The 17815-nt window shown below is 62.9% G+C and carries 15 protein-coding genes; 4 read left to right on the plus strand and 11 right to left on the minus strand.

All coding sequences use genetic code 11. The features are described 5' to 3' along the window. Positions 1 to 77 precede the first annotated feature (77 nt). The 5 genes from J2W68_RS09940 to J2W68_RS09955 form a co-directional block, all read right to left on the minus strand. A complete protein-coding gene (locus J2W68_RS09940; RefSeq protein ID WP_310235242.1) occupies positions 78 to 911 on the minus strand; it encodes a DUF6216 family protein in 834 nt (277 codons plus the stop codon). Between the two features lie 148 nt (positions 912 to 1059). Beyond that, entirely contained in the window at positions 1060 to 1650 is a 591-nt protein-coding gene (hxsA, locus tag J2W68_RS18025; RefSeq protein ID WP_430539706.1) for a His-Xaa-Ser repeat protein HxsA, read from the minus strand. Further along, complete coding sequence (hxsC, locus tag J2W68_RS09945; protein ID WP_310235244.1) at positions 1650 to 2867, minus strand: His-Xaa-Ser system radical SAM maturase HxsC; 1218 nt, start codon at positions 2865 to 2867, stop codon at positions 1650 to 1652. The genes hxsA and hxsC overlap by 1 nt, the downstream gene beginning before the upstream one ends. Further along, entirely contained in the window at positions 2854 to 4359 is a 1506-nt protein-coding gene (hxsB, locus tag J2W68_RS09950; protein WP_310235247.1) for a His-Xaa-Ser system radical SAM maturase HxsB, read from the minus strand. The genes hxsC and hxsB overlap by 14 nt, the downstream gene beginning before the upstream one ends. Then, positions 4356 to 4661, minus strand: a complete 306-nt coding sequence (locus J2W68_RS09955) for a hypothetical protein (RefSeq protein WP_310235250.1) — start codon at positions 4659 to 4661, stop codon at positions 4356 to 4358. Before J2W68_RS09955 ends, hxsB begins: the two co-directional genes overlap by 4 nt. A gap of 788 nt (positions 4662 to 5449) precedes the next feature. On the opposite strand from J2W68_RS09955, the gene J2W68_RS09960 reads away from it, so the two are divergent. Next, positions 5450 to 5755 carry a helix-turn-helix domain-containing protein gene (locus J2W68_RS09960; RefSeq protein WP_310235578.1) on the plus strand — a complete coding sequence of 102 codons (306 nt, stop codon included), beginning with the start codon at positions 5450 to 5452 and terminating at the stop codon, positions 5753 to 5755. An 18-nt stretch (positions 5756 to 5773) separates the two neighbouring features. Here the strand turns inward: J2W68_RS09960 and J2W68_RS09965 are convergent, their stop codons facing one another. Continuing rightward, entirely contained in the window at positions 5774 to 6073 is a 300-nt protein-coding gene (locus tag J2W68_RS09965; protein ID WP_310235252.1) for a helix-turn-helix domain-containing protein, read from the minus strand. A gap of 350 nt (positions 6074 to 6423) precedes the next feature. Between J2W68_RS09965 and J2W68_RS09970 the strand changes: the two genes are divergently transcribed. After that, positions 6424 to 8799 carry a TonB-dependent receptor plug domain-containing protein gene (locus J2W68_RS09970; protein WP_310235255.1) on the plus strand — a complete coding sequence of 792 codons (2376 nt, stop codon included), beginning with the start codon at positions 6424 to 6426 and terminating at the stop codon, positions 8797 to 8799. A 59-nt stretch (positions 8800 to 8858) separates the two neighbouring features. Further along, positions 8859 to 10943, plus strand: a complete 2085-nt coding sequence (locus J2W68_RS09975) for an Atxe2 family lasso peptide isopeptidase (protein ID WP_310235257.1) — start codon at positions 8859 to 8861, stop codon at positions 10941 to 10943. Here J2W68_RS09975 and J2W68_RS09980 read toward each other — a convergent pair. The 4 genes from J2W68_RS09980 to J2W68_RS09995 all read right to left on the minus strand — a co-directional run bounded on the left by J2W68_RS09980 (position 10940) and on the right by J2W68_RS09995 (position 14333). Beyond that, positions 10940 to 12685, minus strand: coding sequence for an asparagine synthase C-terminal domain-containing protein (locus J2W68_RS09980; RefSeq protein ID WP_310235259.1), 1746 nt, complete (start codon positions 12683 to 12685; stop codon positions 10940 to 10942). The genes J2W68_RS09975 and J2W68_RS09980 overlap by 4 nt on opposite strands. Further along, positions 12685 to 13362: a lasso peptide biosynthesis B2 protein gene (locus tag J2W68_RS09985; protein ID WP_310235261.1), complete on the minus strand. Its 678-nt coding sequence runs from the start codon at positions 13360 to 13362 to the stop codon at positions 12685 to 12687. The genes J2W68_RS09980 and J2W68_RS09985 overlap by 1 nt, the downstream gene beginning before the upstream one ends. 53 nt (positions 13363 to 13415) lie before the next feature. Then, positions 13416 to 13556: a benenodin family lasso peptide gene (locus J2W68_RS09990; RefSeq protein WP_310235264.1), complete on the minus strand. Its 141-nt coding sequence runs from the start codon at positions 13554 to 13556 to the stop codon at positions 13416 to 13418. A gap of 156 nt (positions 13557 to 13712) precedes the next feature. Then, a complete protein-coding gene (locus tag J2W68_RS09995; protein ID WP_310235267.1) occupies positions 13713 to 14333 on the minus strand; it encodes a GntR family transcriptional regulator in 621 nt (206 codons plus the stop codon). A gap of 291 nt (positions 14334 to 14624) precedes the next feature. Here J2W68_RS09995 and J2W68_RS10000 point away from each other — a divergent pair, with 291 nt between their 5' ends. Further along, a complete protein-coding gene (locus J2W68_RS10000; protein ID WP_310235271.1) occupies positions 14625 to 15416 on the plus strand; it encodes a hypothetical protein in 792 nt (263 codons plus the stop codon). Positions 15417 to 15429: 13 nt separating this feature from the next. Here the strand turns inward: J2W68_RS10000 and J2W68_RS10005 are convergent, their stop codons facing one another. Continuing rightward, positions 15430 to 17808, minus strand: coding sequence for a mechanosensitive ion channel family protein (locus tag J2W68_RS10005; protein ID WP_310235276.1), 2379 nt, complete (start codon positions 17806 to 17808; stop codon positions 15430 to 15432). Positions 17809 to 17815: the final 7 nt, after the last annotated feature.

A 17815-nucleotide genomic window follows, 5' to 3' on the forward strand; every position in this document is an offset into this window, starting at 1 on the left:
CTCATGGATTCTGATCTATGTACTCACAAATAAATAAATGATTCTTAAGGAATTGAGCGCGGGGTGCAACCAGAAAATCAGGAAGTCCCTGTAGATGCATCTTCTTCTTCTGAAGTCGACGCTGCAATTCGCCTGGCCAGTTCGATCTGAGCGCTCCATTCTCTAATAATTCCGAGCGCTATGAAAGCGTAAATAAAGATAACAGCCAAGGCTGCTAGCGAAATTCGCTTCTGTTTACTTAGCTCGTTTCGAAGATGATCCTCGATAGCTGGATCGTTCCAGATTTCGCAAAGGATAGGGATTTCTATCGCAGTAAATCCACTCTCTACGCTTTCGTCTGAAGGCCCAGGTGGGCAGGCTGTCTTATCTAGAATTTTTGTCTTATCAAAAAAATTGAAAGCAGGCCGCGCGTCTTCTTTGGTGAGCCAGATTGCTTTTCCAGTATCTTTTAGAGAAACCAGGAGGCTCTCCGAAACCGATATTCCTGCGGCCAAGGAGCCTGCCGCATAGAGGATAATTAGAAAAATTGCTGGAGCCGCAAGCCAAAACTTGTGGGGCACTCTTTTCTCATTAATTGACAAGCTCTTGATATCAAATGCCCAGCCTGACCGACCAATAAGGCTCAGTGGAATATTTCTCAAGTTGCTAAAGAATATAACCCTTCGGGCGTCAGTTATCGTTTCGGCGCGCACACCGTATGTGACGCGAAAGCTCACCAAAGCGGACTCGTCGGCCAAGCTCTTCTTGATTTCGAGATCTTGCACCTCATCCTTGCTAAAGAAGAAACGAAGAATTCTCACATTTATCGGATGAAATGAGCCCGCGCGCCAGCATGCGTACGCGCATGCGACAAAGAGACCGATAAGCGAACCCGCAGCTATTTCGCGAGTAAGAAAGTTTAGCCAATCCATAGCGTTTATCTATATAAAATGAAGTAAAATAAGTGCGAAACACTATTGCATCGCTTTTGCGATATAGTTCGAATTACAGCCGAATATCGTTAAGTGGTGAGCAATTTGCTCGTTCAGGACTTCGCCGAAGTCGTGCTTTACTCGCGGCTTAAATTCTGATGCCGAGTGCGGTAAGCGTTTCTGTAGTCATCGTCCCGGTGGCGCTGAGTCCGTGCGCGGTTTGGAAGGCGCGCAGCGCGGCTTGTGTCTGGGTACCCATGACTCCGTCGATTGCACCTGGATCGTAGTTACGCGAGAACAGAGCTGCTTGGACACGCATGATGAGCATCCGAAGTTCATCGGCATCCCGACGCAACGTTTGGTTCGAGTAGGTCGACGGCGTCAGGCCAGATGCGGACCTCGATGAAGAGGAGGCGCCTGTCTCATCGAGCGGCCTGATCTGACTGGGCTCTGGGGCGGGACGCGGTGGAGGTGGAGTGTAGGTAGCGGGTGGGGTGTAGGAGCGATAGGAACTGCCTGAACCGGAGCGATGCGAGCTGTGCGACCGGTGTGAACTGTGGCTTCGGTGCGACCGATGTCCAGCGTAAAGATTGTGGCGGCCGTCGTTAAGGGAAGAACTCAACACTGTCGAGTACTTCGCATCAGCCGCAGCAAGTTCCAGCAGGTTGGTTGGAGTCTTGGGTGGCTCGGGCCCGAGCGCGCCGAGCGCTCCGCTGGTCAGGATGAGAGCAGTGGACATCAGGCAGCCTCCAGGCTGAGTTCAATGGGTTTGACCTTGCGACTCGTCCACTTGGGTGTTACCCAAGAGAAAAAGCCGCCACAGCGCGCCTTGACAGCGCAGCTGGCACACGCGTCGAGATAGTCGTTCTTCCAGTTGGAGATGCTCTGTTGCGCGAACGGCCAGAGCGACTCGGGAATCGTGCACAGCGGCAGGTTGTAGAGCGATACCGCCACACCGCGCCTACTGAAGGAATCGACTGCGCCCTGCAGTTGTTCGACGTAGTCGGCCGGATCTGCCCAAAGCGCAGCATGATGCGCCTTGGCAAAACCGATGGGCTCGATGCCCATCAGCGCGATGTGCTCCACGAAAGGCAGGTTGCGCAGGATGTAGCGGGTCAATGCCTCCAGCCGTTCCAGCGATGGTTTCACCAGCACTACGCGAATCTCGATTCGCTGCCTCGCTGCTTCCAGCGCGTAAAGGCCTCGCAGCGTCTGGGCGAAAGCATCTTCACTCTGCACCACATAGTCGTGTAGCGCGTAGTGATCACCGTAGAGCGGGATGCCCCAGCTGAGGTTGGGATGGATGTCTTCAAACTGAGCAGCCAGCGTGGTATCGCTGAGTAGTCGCCCATTCGACAGAATGTGCAAATGGGTATCCGGCAGCCACTCCGCGCACTTGGCCACGATGGCTGCGAGCCCACTGCCCAACAAGGTCGGCTCACCACCGCTGATCGCCAACGAAGGCTCGTCGCGATCGACGAGCTCCACCAAATCGCAAAGATGCTGGATTCGCCAGTCGTCTTCCACCTGACGCGGTGGCTGCGAGCACATCAGACAGTAGCTGTTGCACCGCTCTGTCGCGAATAGGATGTTGCCGTTGTCGCCGCGCCGGTAACGCACTGCGACGCGTTGGCGGAAAGGATCGAGCTCGAGTACGTCGCCGGGCTTGGCGATGCCGCGCTCGCCTTGAAGCGAGGCAAGCGGGCGTCCCGGAGGCGCAGCGTGTGACAGCTGGGCGTGGGAGGGGGCATTTGAATCGGCTTGCGCCTCGATGAACCCGGCCCAGGGCAGGGCAAGCAACTCATGTGTCACGGCATGATGCGGAACGGCTCTCAGGTCCAGCGCCATGCGTTCGAGTGGATAGCCGCCCTCGGCGAGTTCTCGCAGACCTGCCAGCTTGACCAGAAGTGGACTGCTCAGTCCGGTGACAACAGCTTTGGTCTCAAGCGGCAGCATCGAGTGCGACCTCCGGGCTTTCGTCTGCGCCTGCGCCAAGCGCCCAGCTTTCAAGAATCTGACGGTCTGCCACACTGGCGGTCTCGTACCGCTGGAGCAGCAGATCAAACATACCCATCTGACGGCTGCAGAAATCGCTAGTGGGGCGGTGACCGATGGCGTCACCCTGTCGCGCGTAATGCTCGATCGGGTCTGCGCCACACATCGGCACGTAGGCACAGTCGCTGCAGGTCGGTAGAGACTCAGCCACACCAGCTGCCATCAGGCGGTGCATGGCGGGGGAGGCCAACCATTCGCTTACCGGTTGGCCAACGTTACCTAGCGAGAAAGAGTTATCGCCCATGGCAGCGAGCATCCGCGCCTCGTCAGAGGGGTACACCTGTCCGTCGTAGTCATAGATGACAGCGCCAAAGCCCGCGCCCGTGGGCGAGCGCAGATCCACGTAACCGTGTCCGAAGGGCCCCAGCAGCTGCGATAGCAGCAGGCTGGCGAAGGTCTCATCCATGCTATAGCCGGACCGGTTGACCGCTAGCAGGTGTTCAAGCGCCCGATCGTAGAAGGCCAAGAATGCCGCAGTGTCGTAACCGTTGCGCTCACGAGTCTTGGCCGCGAAACCGTAGTGACTCAGCGGCCGAAGCGAGATGGAGTGCAGCCCGAGTCTCCGGTACTCGTCGATGATGGCCTCGGGTGCCTCCAAGCTGCGCTTGGTCAAGGTGGTGAGCGCGGAAATAGCGTCTTCACCTAGTGCCTTGCGCCCACGCTCGATCCCCTCGACGGTGCGCCGATAACTGTCGCGTTCGGGTCTGGGACGATTGGCGTTGTGGAGCCACTCCGGACCGTCCAAGGACGTCGAGAGCTTGAACCGATGTGTCTGAAAGAACGCGAGTTGCTCGTCGGTGAGATCGTGGAGCGTGGAGGCGAGTACGAAGCGCAGCGACCGCTTTTCGGTTTCGTTGCGCGCCACGACTCGCTCGGTGATGGCGCGGACCTGTTCGAAGTTGAGCAGCGGCTCACCCCCTTGGAACTCGATGGTCAGCTCCTGCGACGGCCACTCGAACAACCGATCCACCGCAAGGCGTGCAGCGTCCGCGCCAAGATCGAATGCCGTTTTCGAAGTTTGCTGTCGGGATACTTGGCAGTAGTTGCAAGTGTGGTGGCATCGCAGCGACACCACGAATATGTGCAGCGCTGGACCACCCAGCAGGTAGGCCTTTCGGGTTCGATACTGGCTGAGCAACGGCGCCAGAGCGCTCCGCTGCAGATCCACCACCGCTAAGTGGCGTGCTTGCAAGTCCGCTAACACAGGATCGGTCGGGTCAAGCTCGTGGCGGACAAACCGCTCGAACATGGCCCGTTCCATCGTCAGCCAATCCCCTGCCAAGGATGAGACGAACACCCGGTCCCGGTTCCACGGAAGCCGACGGAAACGTAGGGGAAGCAGCCGGTAGCCCTGGCTTGAGGCGGCGAACGCCTCTGGCGGGCGGAACTTCAAGGCGCTACATCCGTGCGCCGCGGCAGCGACTCCCGCAGCGCCGCCCGGATGAGCTCGGCATGCAGATCCTTTGTTTCTTTGCGGACGGTTTCACGCAACCGCTCGTCGAGCGCGTCGTTCCGGAAGCGGGCTTCCAGATCTGCGGAGCGCTCGACACCTTGTAGGGCCTCAAGCTCAACGCCGATCTCGCCCACAGTTCCGTGAACGGTGACCTGGAAGAAATTCGTATACCGATGCGCGGTTCGCGCAATGACCTCATCGCTGAAAAAGCTGCGATCGAACCAGATTGTAGAGCCGTCCATCGCCCGTTCCCCTATGCCGCCCCCCGCGACAAGGCGAACTGTGCGCCAGGTCGGATTTCCACGCAACTACTTGTCGGTCCCAGGTCTGATGCCGTGCGCGGCTTCGCGGGCGCAACCCATCGGTTCATTGGAGCTCATCCAAAGGGGATTCGCTGCGAATGGCTGCACTTGGGAGGTGGCGGCGCGTAATTCTGATCTTGTCGTAGACGAAATCCGACAGGATGGCGGGGACGAATCCAATGTCACATCCATCTTCGTTGCAAGAGGATTAGGCTGTCGTCCGGGCCATTTCACCTGACCAATTTGGCAGGGGACGAGGGCGAGAATCCTCAACGAAGCGCCGACGACCAAAGCCCCGCCAGCGGGGCTTTGCTTTGTAAGGCTTCTCAGCGCTTGCGCTTGCATTTGCTGTTGAACTCCGAGATCAACTGCGCGAGGTCATATTCTTCGGCATAGAAGTAGGCGGTCGGGAGGCCATGAACCGCTGCGCGCGGCCGCAGGGTTTGCAGGCTCAGCCTATAGACCGCGGCTCATAGCGGTTGCCGACCTCGTGACGCAAGCGCGGCGGCTGGACGGCGGCGGCTCGCTTCTAAGCAGGGGTAGCGACCGCATTTAAGAGTGAGGCGGACAAGAGTGTCTTGTGCCGTACCTAGGTGCATGCCCCACTCAGTTGCCGGATGAGGGTGCTACATTTCATGAAGAGACTGCCGCGTAGGAGCGGAGCAAGGCATGCTGACACCCCCCAGTTCTAAGTATCAGATCACGTGCCGAAGGCTTCGCCCCGCGCTATCTTTTCTGCCCGCATCAAGCAGGCGCGGAAGCTGCGTGGCATCGATAGCCAGCGAGCACTAGGTGCGATGATGGGACTGGACAAAGAGCGCGCTAGCAGTCGAGTCAATCGCTACGAGAGAGAGTCGAGCGGGGTTGACTTGAAGGGACTGGCCGAGCTTGCAGACGCACTGCAAGTGCCTATGGCCTATCTGGTTGCGGAAGATGAGGCCACGGCCGACATCCTCCTGTCGCTCTCTTTGCTTTCAGCCAAGCAGCGGAAAGACCTCATTGTTTGGATCAATGAGAAGTTCGACAAAAACTGAGTCCGCATCTCCTGCGACTCAGCGCCTGCTCTTCGATCTCAGTTCGGTAGCGAGCTTCCGTTGCTCTCCTAGCGGCAAGCTTGCTGCTGCAAGGATGATGTCCGCCAGCGTATCGGTGTCTGCCAAGAGATAGGCCAAAGGAACGCCGAGCTCCTTGGCCAACTTGCTAGCGGTTTCAAAGTCCGGCTCGGAGGTCCCGCGCTCATACCTTGTAACTCTGCTAGACACGACATCCTCCGACAGGCCAATTCTTCGTCCAAGCTCCCTCTGGGAGATGTCCAGGGCCAAGCGCGCCTCTTTCAACCGCTTGGTGAACATGCTGCTGATGCGAGGCGCCATGAGCCGTCGAAACCGATCCTGTAATTCGCACAGGATGGCTTTCTAGCCCCTCGCATGTATGCTACAACATATGTAGCATCGCTTTGTCTACTCCGCGAAGCCAGTGGCTGTAAAGGGCCAAATCAGAACTTAGAGAGGAAGTATGCCGATGAAACGGGGGCCGTAGGTTCGCTTGTTTAGCTACATTAAATGTAGCTTTCCTTGCATCGCTGTAAGGGAATTCGAAACGAAACGGCGGGGCCACCAATGTCGTATGAAAACCATGCCGCGCTAGTGGCGGAGGCTAAGCCGCGACTGCTAAGCGGCGACCTATAGAGAGGGCACGCAACATGAAGATAGGCAAGCTAAACAAGGCGATTTCCGTCGTTCTACTCGCTACTGCGGCGGGGCCTGGGGCGTTTTCTACAGCGCGAGCGGTGACTTCCGGCGAGGGCGATAAGCAGAGTTCTGAGCAATCTGCAGAGAGATCAGGCAGCGATCCCGAAGCTGTTCAACTTGACACGATCCAAGTCACCGGCACCCGTATCCGTGGCGGCGTGACGCCTTCGCCAGTCGTGACCATCGGCATCGAGAGCATCCGGGAAGAAGGCTTCAAGGATCTCGGCGAAGTCATCCGCAGCATCCCGCAGAACTTCGGCGGCGGTCAGAACCCGGGCGTCATTCCGTTTACGGTCTCGGGCGCGGGGGCGCAGAACACAAATCTCAGTGGCGGGTCGGCACTGAATCTGCGTGGGCTGGGAGCCGATGCCACATTGACGCTGCTCAATGGCCGCCGCATGGCCTATGACGGCATCTCGCAGGCAGTGGATATCAGTGCGATTCCGGTGGAAGCGGTGGAGCGCATCGAGATCGTTGCCGATGGCGCGTCGGCCATCTACGGGTCTGATGCGGTGGGCGGGGTGGGCAACGTCATCCTCCGCCGGGACTTTGAAGGTGTCACCCTGGGGACTGGCTACGGCACGTCGGACGATGGTGGCCTCACCACACGCGAGTACAGCGCGACGGCCGGCCACGTCTGGTCCACCGGCGGAGTGATCGTCACCTACAAGGATGTGACTGCGGATCCGATCTACGCAAGACAGCGTGCCTACACGCAGTTGCTGCGCGAACCGTACACGCTATACCCGGGCAGCGATCTGCGCAGCGGGCTGGTCAGTCTGTCGCAAGCGGTGGGTGAGCACGCGGAGTTACGCCTGGATGCGTTCCGCACCGAGCGCAGCCAGGCGTACGGTGCGCAGGACAACCTCAGCGATGTGTCGATCCAGGCGACGCCTGAGTCCGCGACTACGTTGCTGTCGCCGAGGCTCGATATCTTTCTGCAGAACGACTGGACGTTGTCGCTGGGGGCTACCCGTTCGAGGAGCCGGCTGGACCACACGCAGTCGATCACCCTGCCGGCCTCTGGCTTGGTGCTGCAACGCACGCAGCTTTGCTATTGCAACGAAGGCAGCAGTTACGAGGCCGGCGTTGAGGGGCCGCTGCTTGCGTTGGCGGCCGGCGATGTACGCGTCGCTGTTGGCGCGGGGCGGCGCGAGAACACATTCCTCGAATACAACCAGATCACGCATGTCGCAGCGATCGAGGGTGATGAGGCCGCACAGTTCGCGTATGCGGAACTACAGGTGCCGGTGCTGGATGGAGGCGGGGCGGGCCAGCGCCTGTCACTGACGGGCGCAGCGCGGTACGAGGATTACGACAGCTTTGGCAGTGTGCTGACGCCCAAGCTTGGCGCGATCTACAGCCCGATCGCGGATGTGACGCTTAAAGCGTCGTGGGGGCGTTCGTTCAAGGCGCCCACGCTGTTCCAGCTCAACCGGCAGCAAATGACGGGCTTCAACTACGCGGCTGCGTACGGCGGCACCGGCTATGCGCCGGACGCCACGGTGTTGTTGCTGGACGGCGGAAATCCGGATCTCGCACCGGAGCGCGCCCGCACATGGACGACATCTGTGGCCTTCCACCCGACGGCAGTGCCGGGGCTGGAAGCCGAGCTGACCTGGTTCGATATCGACTACAGCGATCGCGTGGTGGCACCCATCACGCCAACCTCCCAAGCCCTGCGCAATCCGGCGTTCGCGGAGTTCGTCACCTTTTCGCCGAGTGCGGAACAGCAGGCGGCGGCAATTGCGGGCACTACGTTTCTGAACTACATCGGCGTGCCGTACGACCCGAGCGACGTGGTGGCGCTGGTGCATGCGTACTACACGAATGTCGCCCGCCAGCGGATCCGCGGTCTCGATATGTCCGGGGCCTATGGACTCGACCTGGGCGGCGGGCGGCTGACGGTGCGTGGCGCCGCCAGCTGGCTCGCCAGTACCCAACAGACTACCGACGCCGAGTTCGACCTGGCGGGCACCATCCACAACCCCTCCAAGCTGACGGGCAGGGTAGGCACGGTATGGGCGCGCGGGGGCTTTTCTGCCTCGGCATTTGCCAACTACAGGCAAGGCGTGGAGAACGTAGCGGCGAGCGAGAAGACTGCTTCGTTTACGACGGTGGACACCACGTTGCGCTACGCCCCGGATGGGGAGGGCAGTGTGCTTCGTGACTGGGCGCTGGCATTGTCTGTGCAGAACGTGTTCGACCGGGCGCCTCCGCTACATGACACTTCGGTGCTCACGCCGTATCTGGTGCCGCCTTACGACGCGACGAACTACTCGGCGATTGGCCGGTACTTCAACGTCTCCGTGTCGAGGCAATGGTGATGGCGGGCGTGACGATGGGAGTGAATTGGGCACGCGCGATGTCGTGGCGGAGGCGGGCGGTGCTCAGATGGCTGTGGGCGCTGGCGGCGGTGCTGCTTCTCTTGGTAGCTGCTGAACCGGCTGATGCGATCTCGCCGCGTCGGCTGGTGGAAGTGGCGGATTTCAGCGGGGTCACACTCTCGCCCGATGGCCGGTACGTGGCCTACCGGATCGAGCAGCCCAGTGTGGAACGCAACACGTACGATTCGGTCTGGTACGTACAGGACATGGTTGCAGCCTCGCCACCGTTGCGGCTTGCGGACGGCGGTACGCCTCTGCGTGAGCAGGCTGGTCTATCGATTCCGGCACCAGCGGTGTGGTCGCCTGATGGGCGCTGGATTTACTACCGCGCGTTGCTGGATGGCCGGGTCGATGTGTGGCGCGCGGCTACGGACGGCTCGGGCGCTCAGGCCATGACACACGATCCCGCTAATGTCCGCGCGTTCTCCCTGAGCACGGATGGCAGCGAGCTGCACTACAGCGTCGGCGCGGCACGCGACATCGTGCTGGCGGCCGAGCAGGCGGAGTACGACCAGGGCGTCCGCATCGACCGGACTGTGCCATTGGGCCAGGCGTTGTTCCGATCCGGCAATGTGGATGGGCGCCTGGCCACACAACGCCTGCGGGACAACGAAGTCCTCCGATATCCGCTGCTCGCCGATGTGCCGGATCGTTGGACGGCTCTGGACCTAACGACCGGCGAGCGGCGCGAACTCGATGCCCGTCGAGTGCCGCCTGCTCCGCTTGCTAGCGTGGATCTTGCGGCGGGATATGGCGACGTCCATGCGGTACTGCCAGAGCCGGCAGGCCACCGCATCGCCTTGATCACACGCACGGGCGAACGCAACGGCCTGCGCGACAGGCCGGGCGCGGCGCTGGCTGTGCTTCCGCACGGACGGGCGCGCGTACCGGTCATCTGCAATGCGGATGCCTGCAGAGGCAAAGCGATCAACGCGGTTCAGTGGCGCCCGGGAACGGACGAGGTGCTGTTCACCATGGAGGACGCCAGCGAAGGGCACACCCAATCCATCCATCGATGGAATGTCGAGACAGGGGTGGTGCACACGGTGATGCGTACCCGTGGGCTGGCGAATGGCGGCGTGCGTCTGATGCCGAGCGACTGCGGTGTTTCCGCCGGCACGCTGGCTTGCGTGGTGGCCGAGGCCGACCGTCCGCCTCGCCTGGAGCGGATCGACATCGAGAGCGGCGCCCGTGTGGTGCTGTTCGACCCCAATCCGGCGCTGACCGCCGATATGGCCGCCACGCGTGTGCGCTTGCTTCGCTGGACGGATGCCGGCGGCCAACAGTTCACGGGGCAGTTCTATCCTGCGCGTCACGAGGGGCCGGGACGGCCGCCGCTGTTCGTCAGCTATTACTGGTGCAAAGGCTTCGTGCGCGGCGGGCTGGGCGAGGAACTGCCATTTGCATCGCTGGCACAGGACGGCATCGCTGCGTTGTGCATCACGCTGGCGCCATCAAGGGAAGACGGTGTAGAGCAGTACGAGCTGGGGCGTTCTGCCGTCGAAAGCGTGGTGGCGCTGCTGGCCGAACAAGGTGAGATCGACCCCGGGCGAGTTGGCATGGGTGGGCTGAGTCTGGGGTCGGAGATCACCATGTGGACGGTCATGCACTCGCAGGTGCTGACCGCCGCCTCGGTGAGTTCGCTTGGGCTGTCCCCGCTGTACCACCTGCTGCTCAGCAACTTCGGCGATGCGTTCCCGAATCGTCTGCAGGCGGGCTGGCAGCTGGGCACGCTCGAAGAAACGCCGGAGCGGTGGCGTCAGTTCTCACCGCTGTTCAATCTGGACCGCATCCGGGTGCCGATCCTGATGCAGCTGCCGGAGCAGGAGTACATCCACTCGCTCGATTACGCAGTGCCCTTGATGCGCGAGGGGCGGGCAGACATGTACGTCTTTCCACACGAGCCGCACCAGAAGTTCCAGCCACGACACAAACTGGCGGTGTACGAGCGCAATCTGGACTGGTTCCGCTTCTGGCTGCGTGATGTAGAGGATCCGGATCCAGCGAAGCGCGAGCAATATGCGCACTGGCGCGCTATGAAGGCTGGCTTGTCGATAACGGCCAAGCGCGACGATGGCGGCTAGGGTTGGTGCCTGACCCAGTTCTCGACAATGCACAGGTCGAACACGCGGGTGAAGGCATGTCCGCCCTCGGGAATATCGTGACGCATGAACTCGGCGATTGCTTTCGTATCCAGCAAATCCTCCTGCTGCAGTCTGCCCTGCAGCAGGAAGTCGCGCATCGGACCTCGGTTGCGCCGGTATACCGCGCCCAGATAGCTCATGAAAGTGCCTTTGCTACGACGGTGGAGAATGTCCGGGGGCAGGAGGTCTGCGAACGCCATCCGCGCGATCGCGCGGTTCCGACCTCCCGCGATCCACATCCAGCTGGGTGTGCGAAGGCAAGCCTCTACGGCCGGCTGGGCGAGCAAAGGCATCCGCATCGTGAGCGATTCCCCGCGTGCGAGGCTGTCGCGATATGCCTGACACGTGGCAAGGCTTCGAATCCGTTCCCTGTCTCCAGGCAACGCGTTCTGTGGCGCGGTCGACCAAGGGTGGGCTTCGGTAGGCGGGACGCTGATGCCTGGCGCGAGAAACAGGCCGTCCGGCGCGCGATCCACGTACCGGGCGCGTCTCATCTTTCGCAGGGTCAGGCGGCCAGCCTTCAACAACGTGCACTGGTGCAGCGTGGCCAGATCCCGGACAGCGGCCATCCCAGCGAACGGACCACGTTCCCGTATCGCGTCCGCTGCGGGTGCAGCCGTATCCAAGGCACAGAAGATCGTGTCGCCCCCGCCGCCCGAGAAAAAGCTTTCGGTGCCATGACGCGCTGCGGCTGCCAGCATGACCTCGTCGACGGCGTGTTGGAGAACGCCGACTCGAGGCGTCATGCACTGTGGGTGTACGCCGAAGTCGAAACGTGCGCTGTCGAGGTGAAGCGTCCCGGTGTGGAGCTCGACGCCAAGCTGATCCGCAATCTGGACCGCGTACGTCCGCTCATCAGCGCCAGGCACGGTCGTGACCAGCGAGGTGCACACGGTTGGCGTGGACGCTCCTCGCAGGCACACGCCAACGATTGACGAGTCGAGGCCGCCGGACAGCTCAAGAAGAATGGAGCGATCAATGCCCGCCAACGCTTTCGTGGCGGTCGACACGGCGCTACGTACGTCCGCGGCCGCTTCATCTGAATCGCGATGCCTCGCCTCACGTGTCACGAACTCCCACGGCGACCAGAGTAGTCGCGTCGTTGCGTGGTCTTCCTTCAGATGTAGTGCGCTGCCCGGCAGGAGCTCGTGCACGCCGGCGAGGGCCGTATGAGCGGTCTTCAATTGTGGGAACGCCAAGCGGTGACGAATCGCATCCCAGTCAACTTGGCGACGATAGAGGCCAAGGCGCTCGGGCAAGGAGATATCGGAGGTTGCAAAGCCTTTGCCGTCCCGCAATGTGTAGAAACACGCCACATCACTGTGCGGCGAGGGCTCACGCATAACCGTGATGCCGCCGTGTTCGTCGTCCGGCTGCACAAGGAGATACGGGCCCCAACAGTGCTTCATGAGGTGCGCGCGCGTCTGCGCAGCATCTTCGAATGATGGGAATCGACGAGCATCGTCGATACGTGATCCATCTTTCGAGAACGCATGTCCAAGAAGGGCTCCGCCATTCGGCAGCAACATGGTCGGCGTTTGCTCGGCGACGAACAGGACCAGCGCTCGGGACGCAAGCTGGCGACGCATCCCAGCATCGCGCAGACCGGCGTCCCACTGCGTGACTGCGTCGACCACAAGGCCACCGGCGGTATTGACTACAAGGAGGAATCGGAAACTCATCACACCACCCGGATCGGTGTGTGGGCGTGCGTATTGCCGACGGTCTCGTTGAGCACCAAGTCGCCGACTTGGGCCCAGCAATGCGCGGAGAACGGAGCGCCGGTTACTGCGAACACCAAATGTGCGAAGAGCCCACGCCTGGCCAGAAATCTGATGAGTGAAATTGAATCGACCAGACAGCAGGTTTCGATAGGGGCGTACGGCCGTGCAGCGAGGAAGGCTGAAGTCGCGTCGTGAAACTTGCCATCAGCGCCCGAGCTCTGCGGATAGCTGATCGGGAGCGCCCTGCGCTGACGATCGACTTTCAAGGTCGTCAGTACGTGCGACAGGCTTCGTGTTTTCAGCTGAAGCTGGGAAAGCGCGACGGTGCGGACTGTGTCCAATCGGTCCAGAAGGGTGGCGTGCTGAGCGATCTGTCCTCGTTCGATCGCGCTCTGGTTCGCCCGCGCAATTGAAATAGCGGGCGTCCGTGATGCCGAAGTCTCACAAGTTGTGAGGAGGCCGGATTCGATCAGTTTTTCAGCGTCGGAGTCTGTGCCGTCGCCGCGCTGATACGCAAGGAAGCGTCGCTCGGCCGCTGCCGGTAGACGGAAGTAGCGATCATTGCGCACATCAAGAAACACCAGATTGCCGTCGACTTGGCAGAAGGACAGGTCATCGCGCAGATGAAGAGACATCGCATGTGCCCTCATAGCGAAGAGGCGTACCGTTTCCGGTACGCCTCCATTGCTCACTCTTCAGAGATCCCCGCCATCGGGGTCCGGCCGACCGGCTCGAAGCCAAGGTCGATGCCCTTGGTCTCGACGCTGGCGATACCCAGCACGATCACATCTTCCGCCGTGCCTTCACGGGTGTTTTCGTTCGTGTTCATCGCTGTCTCCTTAGGTGGTGTCATGGACGTCCCATGACGGAGTCAGTCTTGAAGCGCGAGATGTGTGTTCTCAAATAATTTCTGTTGTGTATTTCCGGTATTCCCTGGAACTGTGATGCACGTTGCGCGCATCCACGTTCAAGTCCGGCGGGGCGCTCAGTGCAAGGCGTCGTGTGCGTCGTTCAACAGCTCCACGATGGCCGGTACCAGCTGGCGGCGGCGCGCGTGGTAGGCACGCAACGCGGACTTCAGACGTGCGATGTCCGCGCGCTCCCAGGCGCTGGCCAGTTCGGCAAGTTCTGCGTGCGCATCGCGCACGATCGCCTGCTTGGCCATCCGGATGGGCGCGAGCCGGTCATTGGCAAGTTGCACGATGTGCTGCAGGTCCCGCAAAGGCGTACGGCGCGCAATGGTGTCGAACAGTTGCCAGGTCGCCTTGGCAGTGCCCTCGGGCGGCTCGGGCACGGCGTGCCTGCGGCCGTTGGGCGATGCGCCCTTGTCGCAGGCATTGAGCAACAGCAGTTCCATGCACTCGTAATGGCCGCGCAGTGCGGCCTCGGTCGGCAAGGGCATGTAGAACCCGTCGCGCCCTTTGTCATTGACGAGGCATTCGCCGTGCAGGCGATGCAGCGCGGCCCGCACCGGGGTGAGACTGGCGTCGAATTCGTCCGCCAGGGCGGCCGGTTCAAGGCGCTGGCCGGGTACGAAACGTCCGCACTGCAATGCACGTCTGAGCTGTCCGTACAGGCGCGTGCTTTTCGACTGGCTCGCGATCATCGCGGCCCTCCATGTCTGTGTTTCTCCAGGTCCCGCAGCCGATATTACATTTGTGTGACGGTGCTGCAATGCGCGCTGGCGGAGCCTCGGCCTCGCGCCCGTCTCGCGAGCATGCGGCAGCGAGTCCGGATTTCACTCCAATCGAAAGCTTCGGACTGCGCTGCCTGATGTCTGTTTCCTGCCAGGGGCGGTCCTTGGTCCATGGCTCTCCCCTGTCTTGCAGCCGTCGTAAGCAAGGCGCAGTCTGCGGAAAAGGCCTGCCAGTCCGGCCGGCACAACCGGAGGTGCCTCATGTGCGTCATCCGCCGCAGCGCTTTGGCCGCTGCCACGCTTTCGCTGTCCGCCCTGTTCGCAACGCCGCTGGTGTTCGGCCAGGATCCCGCGCCGGGGCTCGGCGATCTGCAGGGCCTCGACGACCGGTCCGCCTCGCGCACGCTGGGCGCGCGCGGATATGTGCGGCAATCGGGCTCGGGTGATTACGGCAGCTGGTGGAACGCGCGCGACCGGCGCTGCGTGATGGTGCGCAGCGATCGCGGGCGCGTGGCGTCGGCGGTGACCGCGCCGGCGCCCGACTGCGGGCAGCAGGATGGCGGTGGCCGGGACGGCATGAGCGACGGCGCCAAGGCCGCCGTGGCGGCCGCGGCGATCCTGGGCATCGCCGCGCTCGCCCACCGCTCGCACCACCACGACGACGGCGACCACGCCGACGATCCGCGTCACGAGGCCGATTACGAACGTGGCTATCGCGACGCGCTGCACGGCTACCGCGCCGACGCCGACAGTGGCGCCTACAGCGACGGCTACGGCGCGGGCATGCGCGAACGCTCCGCGCAGGTGCCGTGGCAGTCGGGCAGCACTGGCGGCTCGGGCACGGGTCGGCTGGACGATCTGGTCGGTGCGCGTGCGGCCGGCGCGGAGACCGAACTGCAGGCCCGCGGCTTTGTCGATCGCGATGCGCAGCAGCGCGATGGTCGCTCGGTCGTGACTTGGTGGAACGCGCGCTCACGCGAGTGCGTGCACGTGGCGACCGGCAACGGCCGCGTCGAATCGATCCGAGCGGTGGACGCGTCCAACTGCCGCTGACGCGGCGCTGCGGTCAGATGCCTGCGGGCGCCGGCGGCGGGGGCGGATAGACAGTCGCCGCGCCGTGCGCCAGACCGATGCCACGCGCGAGCAGGGCGTCGTACAGGCGGGCGACAAGGGCGCTGCGAATCGCGCCAGCGTCCTCGTACTCGTGGGTCCAGGCGCGCACGACGAATTCCATCGCCACACTGCCCAGCCCGTCGAACAGCACCACCGGCGCCGGCGTGGTCGCGACGCCGGGGGTGGCGGCGGCGACCTCCGCCAGCACTGCCTCCACTTCGGCCGGTGCGCTGCCGTAGGCCACGCCGACGCGCACTTCCAGCCGCCGGCTGCGGTCCCGCAGGGTCCAGTTGACCAGCTGCTGCGAGATCAGCTGACCATTGGGCACCACCACGTTGGCACCGTCGAAGGTCGACACGCGCGTTGCCCGCATGCCGATGTCGACCACGCGACCGGTGGTGCCGCCCACCTCGACCACATCGCCCGGCTGGAACGGCCGCTCGAAGATCAGCACCAGGCCGGAGACGAAGTTGTTGACCACGTTCTGCAGCCCAAGGCCGACACCGACGCCCAGTGCACCGAGCACGAAGGTCAGCTGGCTGGCCTTGAAGCCGGCCGCCGACAGCGCGCCCACCAGGCCCAGCATCAGCACCGTGTAGTAGCTCAGCGACGCCACACTGTTGGCGACGCCGTGCGGCAGCGACATCCGCGACAGCACCTCACCGTCGAGCACCAGCCGTACGGTCTTCGCCAGCCAGAACGCGATGACCACCGTCAGCACGAACAGCAGCACATGGCCCAGGCTCAGCCGCAGGTCGCCGAGTGCCCAGCTGTAGCCCAGCAGCGCCGACAGCGAGGCATGCACCGGCGCCAGCACGCGGAAGCGGTCGAGCGCGTAGACAATCCAGCCGACTACCGCGGCGACCGCCATCAGGTTGAGCAGCATCTGCACGGCCGGTCCGGCGTGGTCACGCGCGAGCCGGAAGCGCGAGACGCCCGGCCGCTTGAGCAGCAACTGGATCCAGGTGGCGACGACGGTCAGCCCCGCAGCCAGCAGCAGCGCGAAATACAGGCTGTCGATGACGCCGCCAGTCAGGGTTTCGGCCAGCGACACATTGCCGAGCGCGTTGGCGACCAGCGCAACCGCCAGCAGCATTGCGCCCACGTGCACCGCTACCCGCAGCGCCTGGCCGAGGCGGCCGGTATGGGCCGCATGGTCATGCCGGCGCGCGCGCCACAGCAGCCAGCCGGCCGCGGCCAGGCCGAGCAGGGTCAGCGCCAGGATGTAGAGGCGGTAGGCGGCGGCGCTGGACAGGAGCACGAAGCCCAGTCGCAGCAGCAGGAACAGCGCGCTGGCGACGTACGGCGCCATGCCCAGCAGGCGTCGACGCGACGCAGGCAGCAGGCGCAGGACCGGCACCACCGCGGCCAGCAATGCGAGCTGATGGGTCAGCATCGGCGCGTCGGGCTGGAACGCGAACACACCGATCACCACCAGCAGCAGCCAGCACGAGAGCGGACGCGACAACACGGCTGCCTCGGTGCGGCTGACCTGTCCGGCGCGGATCGGCGCGCGGCTGCGCCATGCCAGCCACAGCAACAGCGGCAGCGAGCAGACCAGCAGCGTCTGCAATGCGCGCAGACCTCTGATCGCGTCGCCCTGGGTGTACTCGGTGGCGAAGCGGGATTCGATCTCCAGGCCACTGCGGATCACATCGCCGGTGCCGGCAGTGGGCGTCACGCTCGCGGCGTCCAGACGCCACAGCGGCGGCGCGTCGATGCGCGTCAGGCGGACGTCGTAGGCGGCGACCGCATCGGCGACCCGCCTTTGCGCGCTCTGGATGCTTGCGTCCACCGCATTGCCGCGCCGGCCGAGTGCGATCAGCCGCGCCAGCGGATCCGACAGCGCGGCTTCGGCGGACGTCAGGTCCGCGATCAATTCGTCCACGCGCTCACGCAGCGCCAAAGGCAACTCTGTCGCACCGGACGCGGTTGCTTCCCATGCCGCGCGCCGTGCTGCGAGACCCGCCGCATCACCTGCCTGATGACTGGTGGCGCGTCGGAGGTCCTCCTGCCACTGGGCTAGCCGGTGAGTCTGGAAGATCCAGTGGCGCGAAAGGCTTTCGAGCCGCGGGATCGGAAGCGTCCGCATTTCGGTCGACGTGAAGCGCCAGAACGGATCCTCGACCGCAGCCTCGATGGTCGCCAAGCGTCGCGCAAATGTTGCGGCCGTTGTCTGGGCACTGCTTTCGAAGGCCGAGGTCTTTACGCGCGACGCGAGCCGCTGGTCCACGTCTGCGAGCGCGGGGATGTCGGCGACATCGATCGCGATATCCGCCCGTGCCTGCGCCGCGTCGTCCGGTTGCGCAGGCGACGGGTCGGCAGGGGACACGATGCCT

The sequence above is a fragment of the Luteimonas terrae genome (genome assembly GCF_031457535.1).
Classification (GTDB): Bacteria; Pseudomonadota; Gammaproteobacteria; order Xanthomonadales; family Xanthomonadaceae; genus Luteimonas; species Luteimonas terrae_A.

Coding starts and splice junctions, on each gene's coding strand:
- J2W68_RS09940 (WP_310235242.1), bottom strand. CDS start 911: ATGGATTGGCTAAACTTTCTTACTCGCGAAATAGCTGCGGGTTCGCTT.
- hxsA (WP_430539706.1), bottom strand. CDS start 1,650: ATGTCCACTGCTCTCATCCTGACCAGCGGAGCGCTCGGCGCGCTCGGG.
- hxsC (WP_310235244.1), bottom strand. CDS start 2,867: ATGCTGCCGCTTGAGACCAAAGCTGTTGTCACCGGACTGAGCAGTCCA.
- J2W68_RS09955 (WP_310235250.1), bottom strand. CDS start 4,661: ATGGACGGCTCTACAATCTGGTTCGATCGCAGCTTTTTCAGCGATGAG.
- J2W68_RS09965 (WP_310235252.1), bottom strand. CDS start 6,073: ATGTTCACCAAGCGGTTGAAAGAGGCGCGCTTGGCCCTGGACATCTCC.
- J2W68_RS09970 (WP_310235255.1), top strand. CDS start 6,424: ATGAAGATAGGCAAGCTAAACAAGGCGATTTCCGTCGTTCTACTCGCT.
- J2W68_RS09980 (WP_310235259.1), bottom strand. CDS start 12,685: ATGAGTTTCCGATTCCTCCTTGTAGTCAATACCGCCGGTGGCCTTGTG.
- J2W68_RS09985 (WP_310235261.1), bottom strand. CDS start 13,362: ATGTCTCTTCATCTGCGCGATGACCTGTCCTTCTGCCAAGTCGACGGC.
- J2W68_RS09990 (WP_310235264.1), bottom strand. CDS start 13,556: ATGAACACGAACGAAAACACCCGTGAAGGCACGGCGGAAGATGTGATC.
- J2W68_RS09995 (WP_310235267.1), bottom strand. CDS start 14,333: ATGATCGCGAGCCAGTCGAAAAGCACGCGCCTGTACGGACAGCTCAGA.
- J2W68_RS10000 (WP_310235271.1), top strand. CDS start 14,625: ATGTGCGTCATCCGCCGCAGCGCTTTGGCCGCTGCCACGCTTTCGCTG.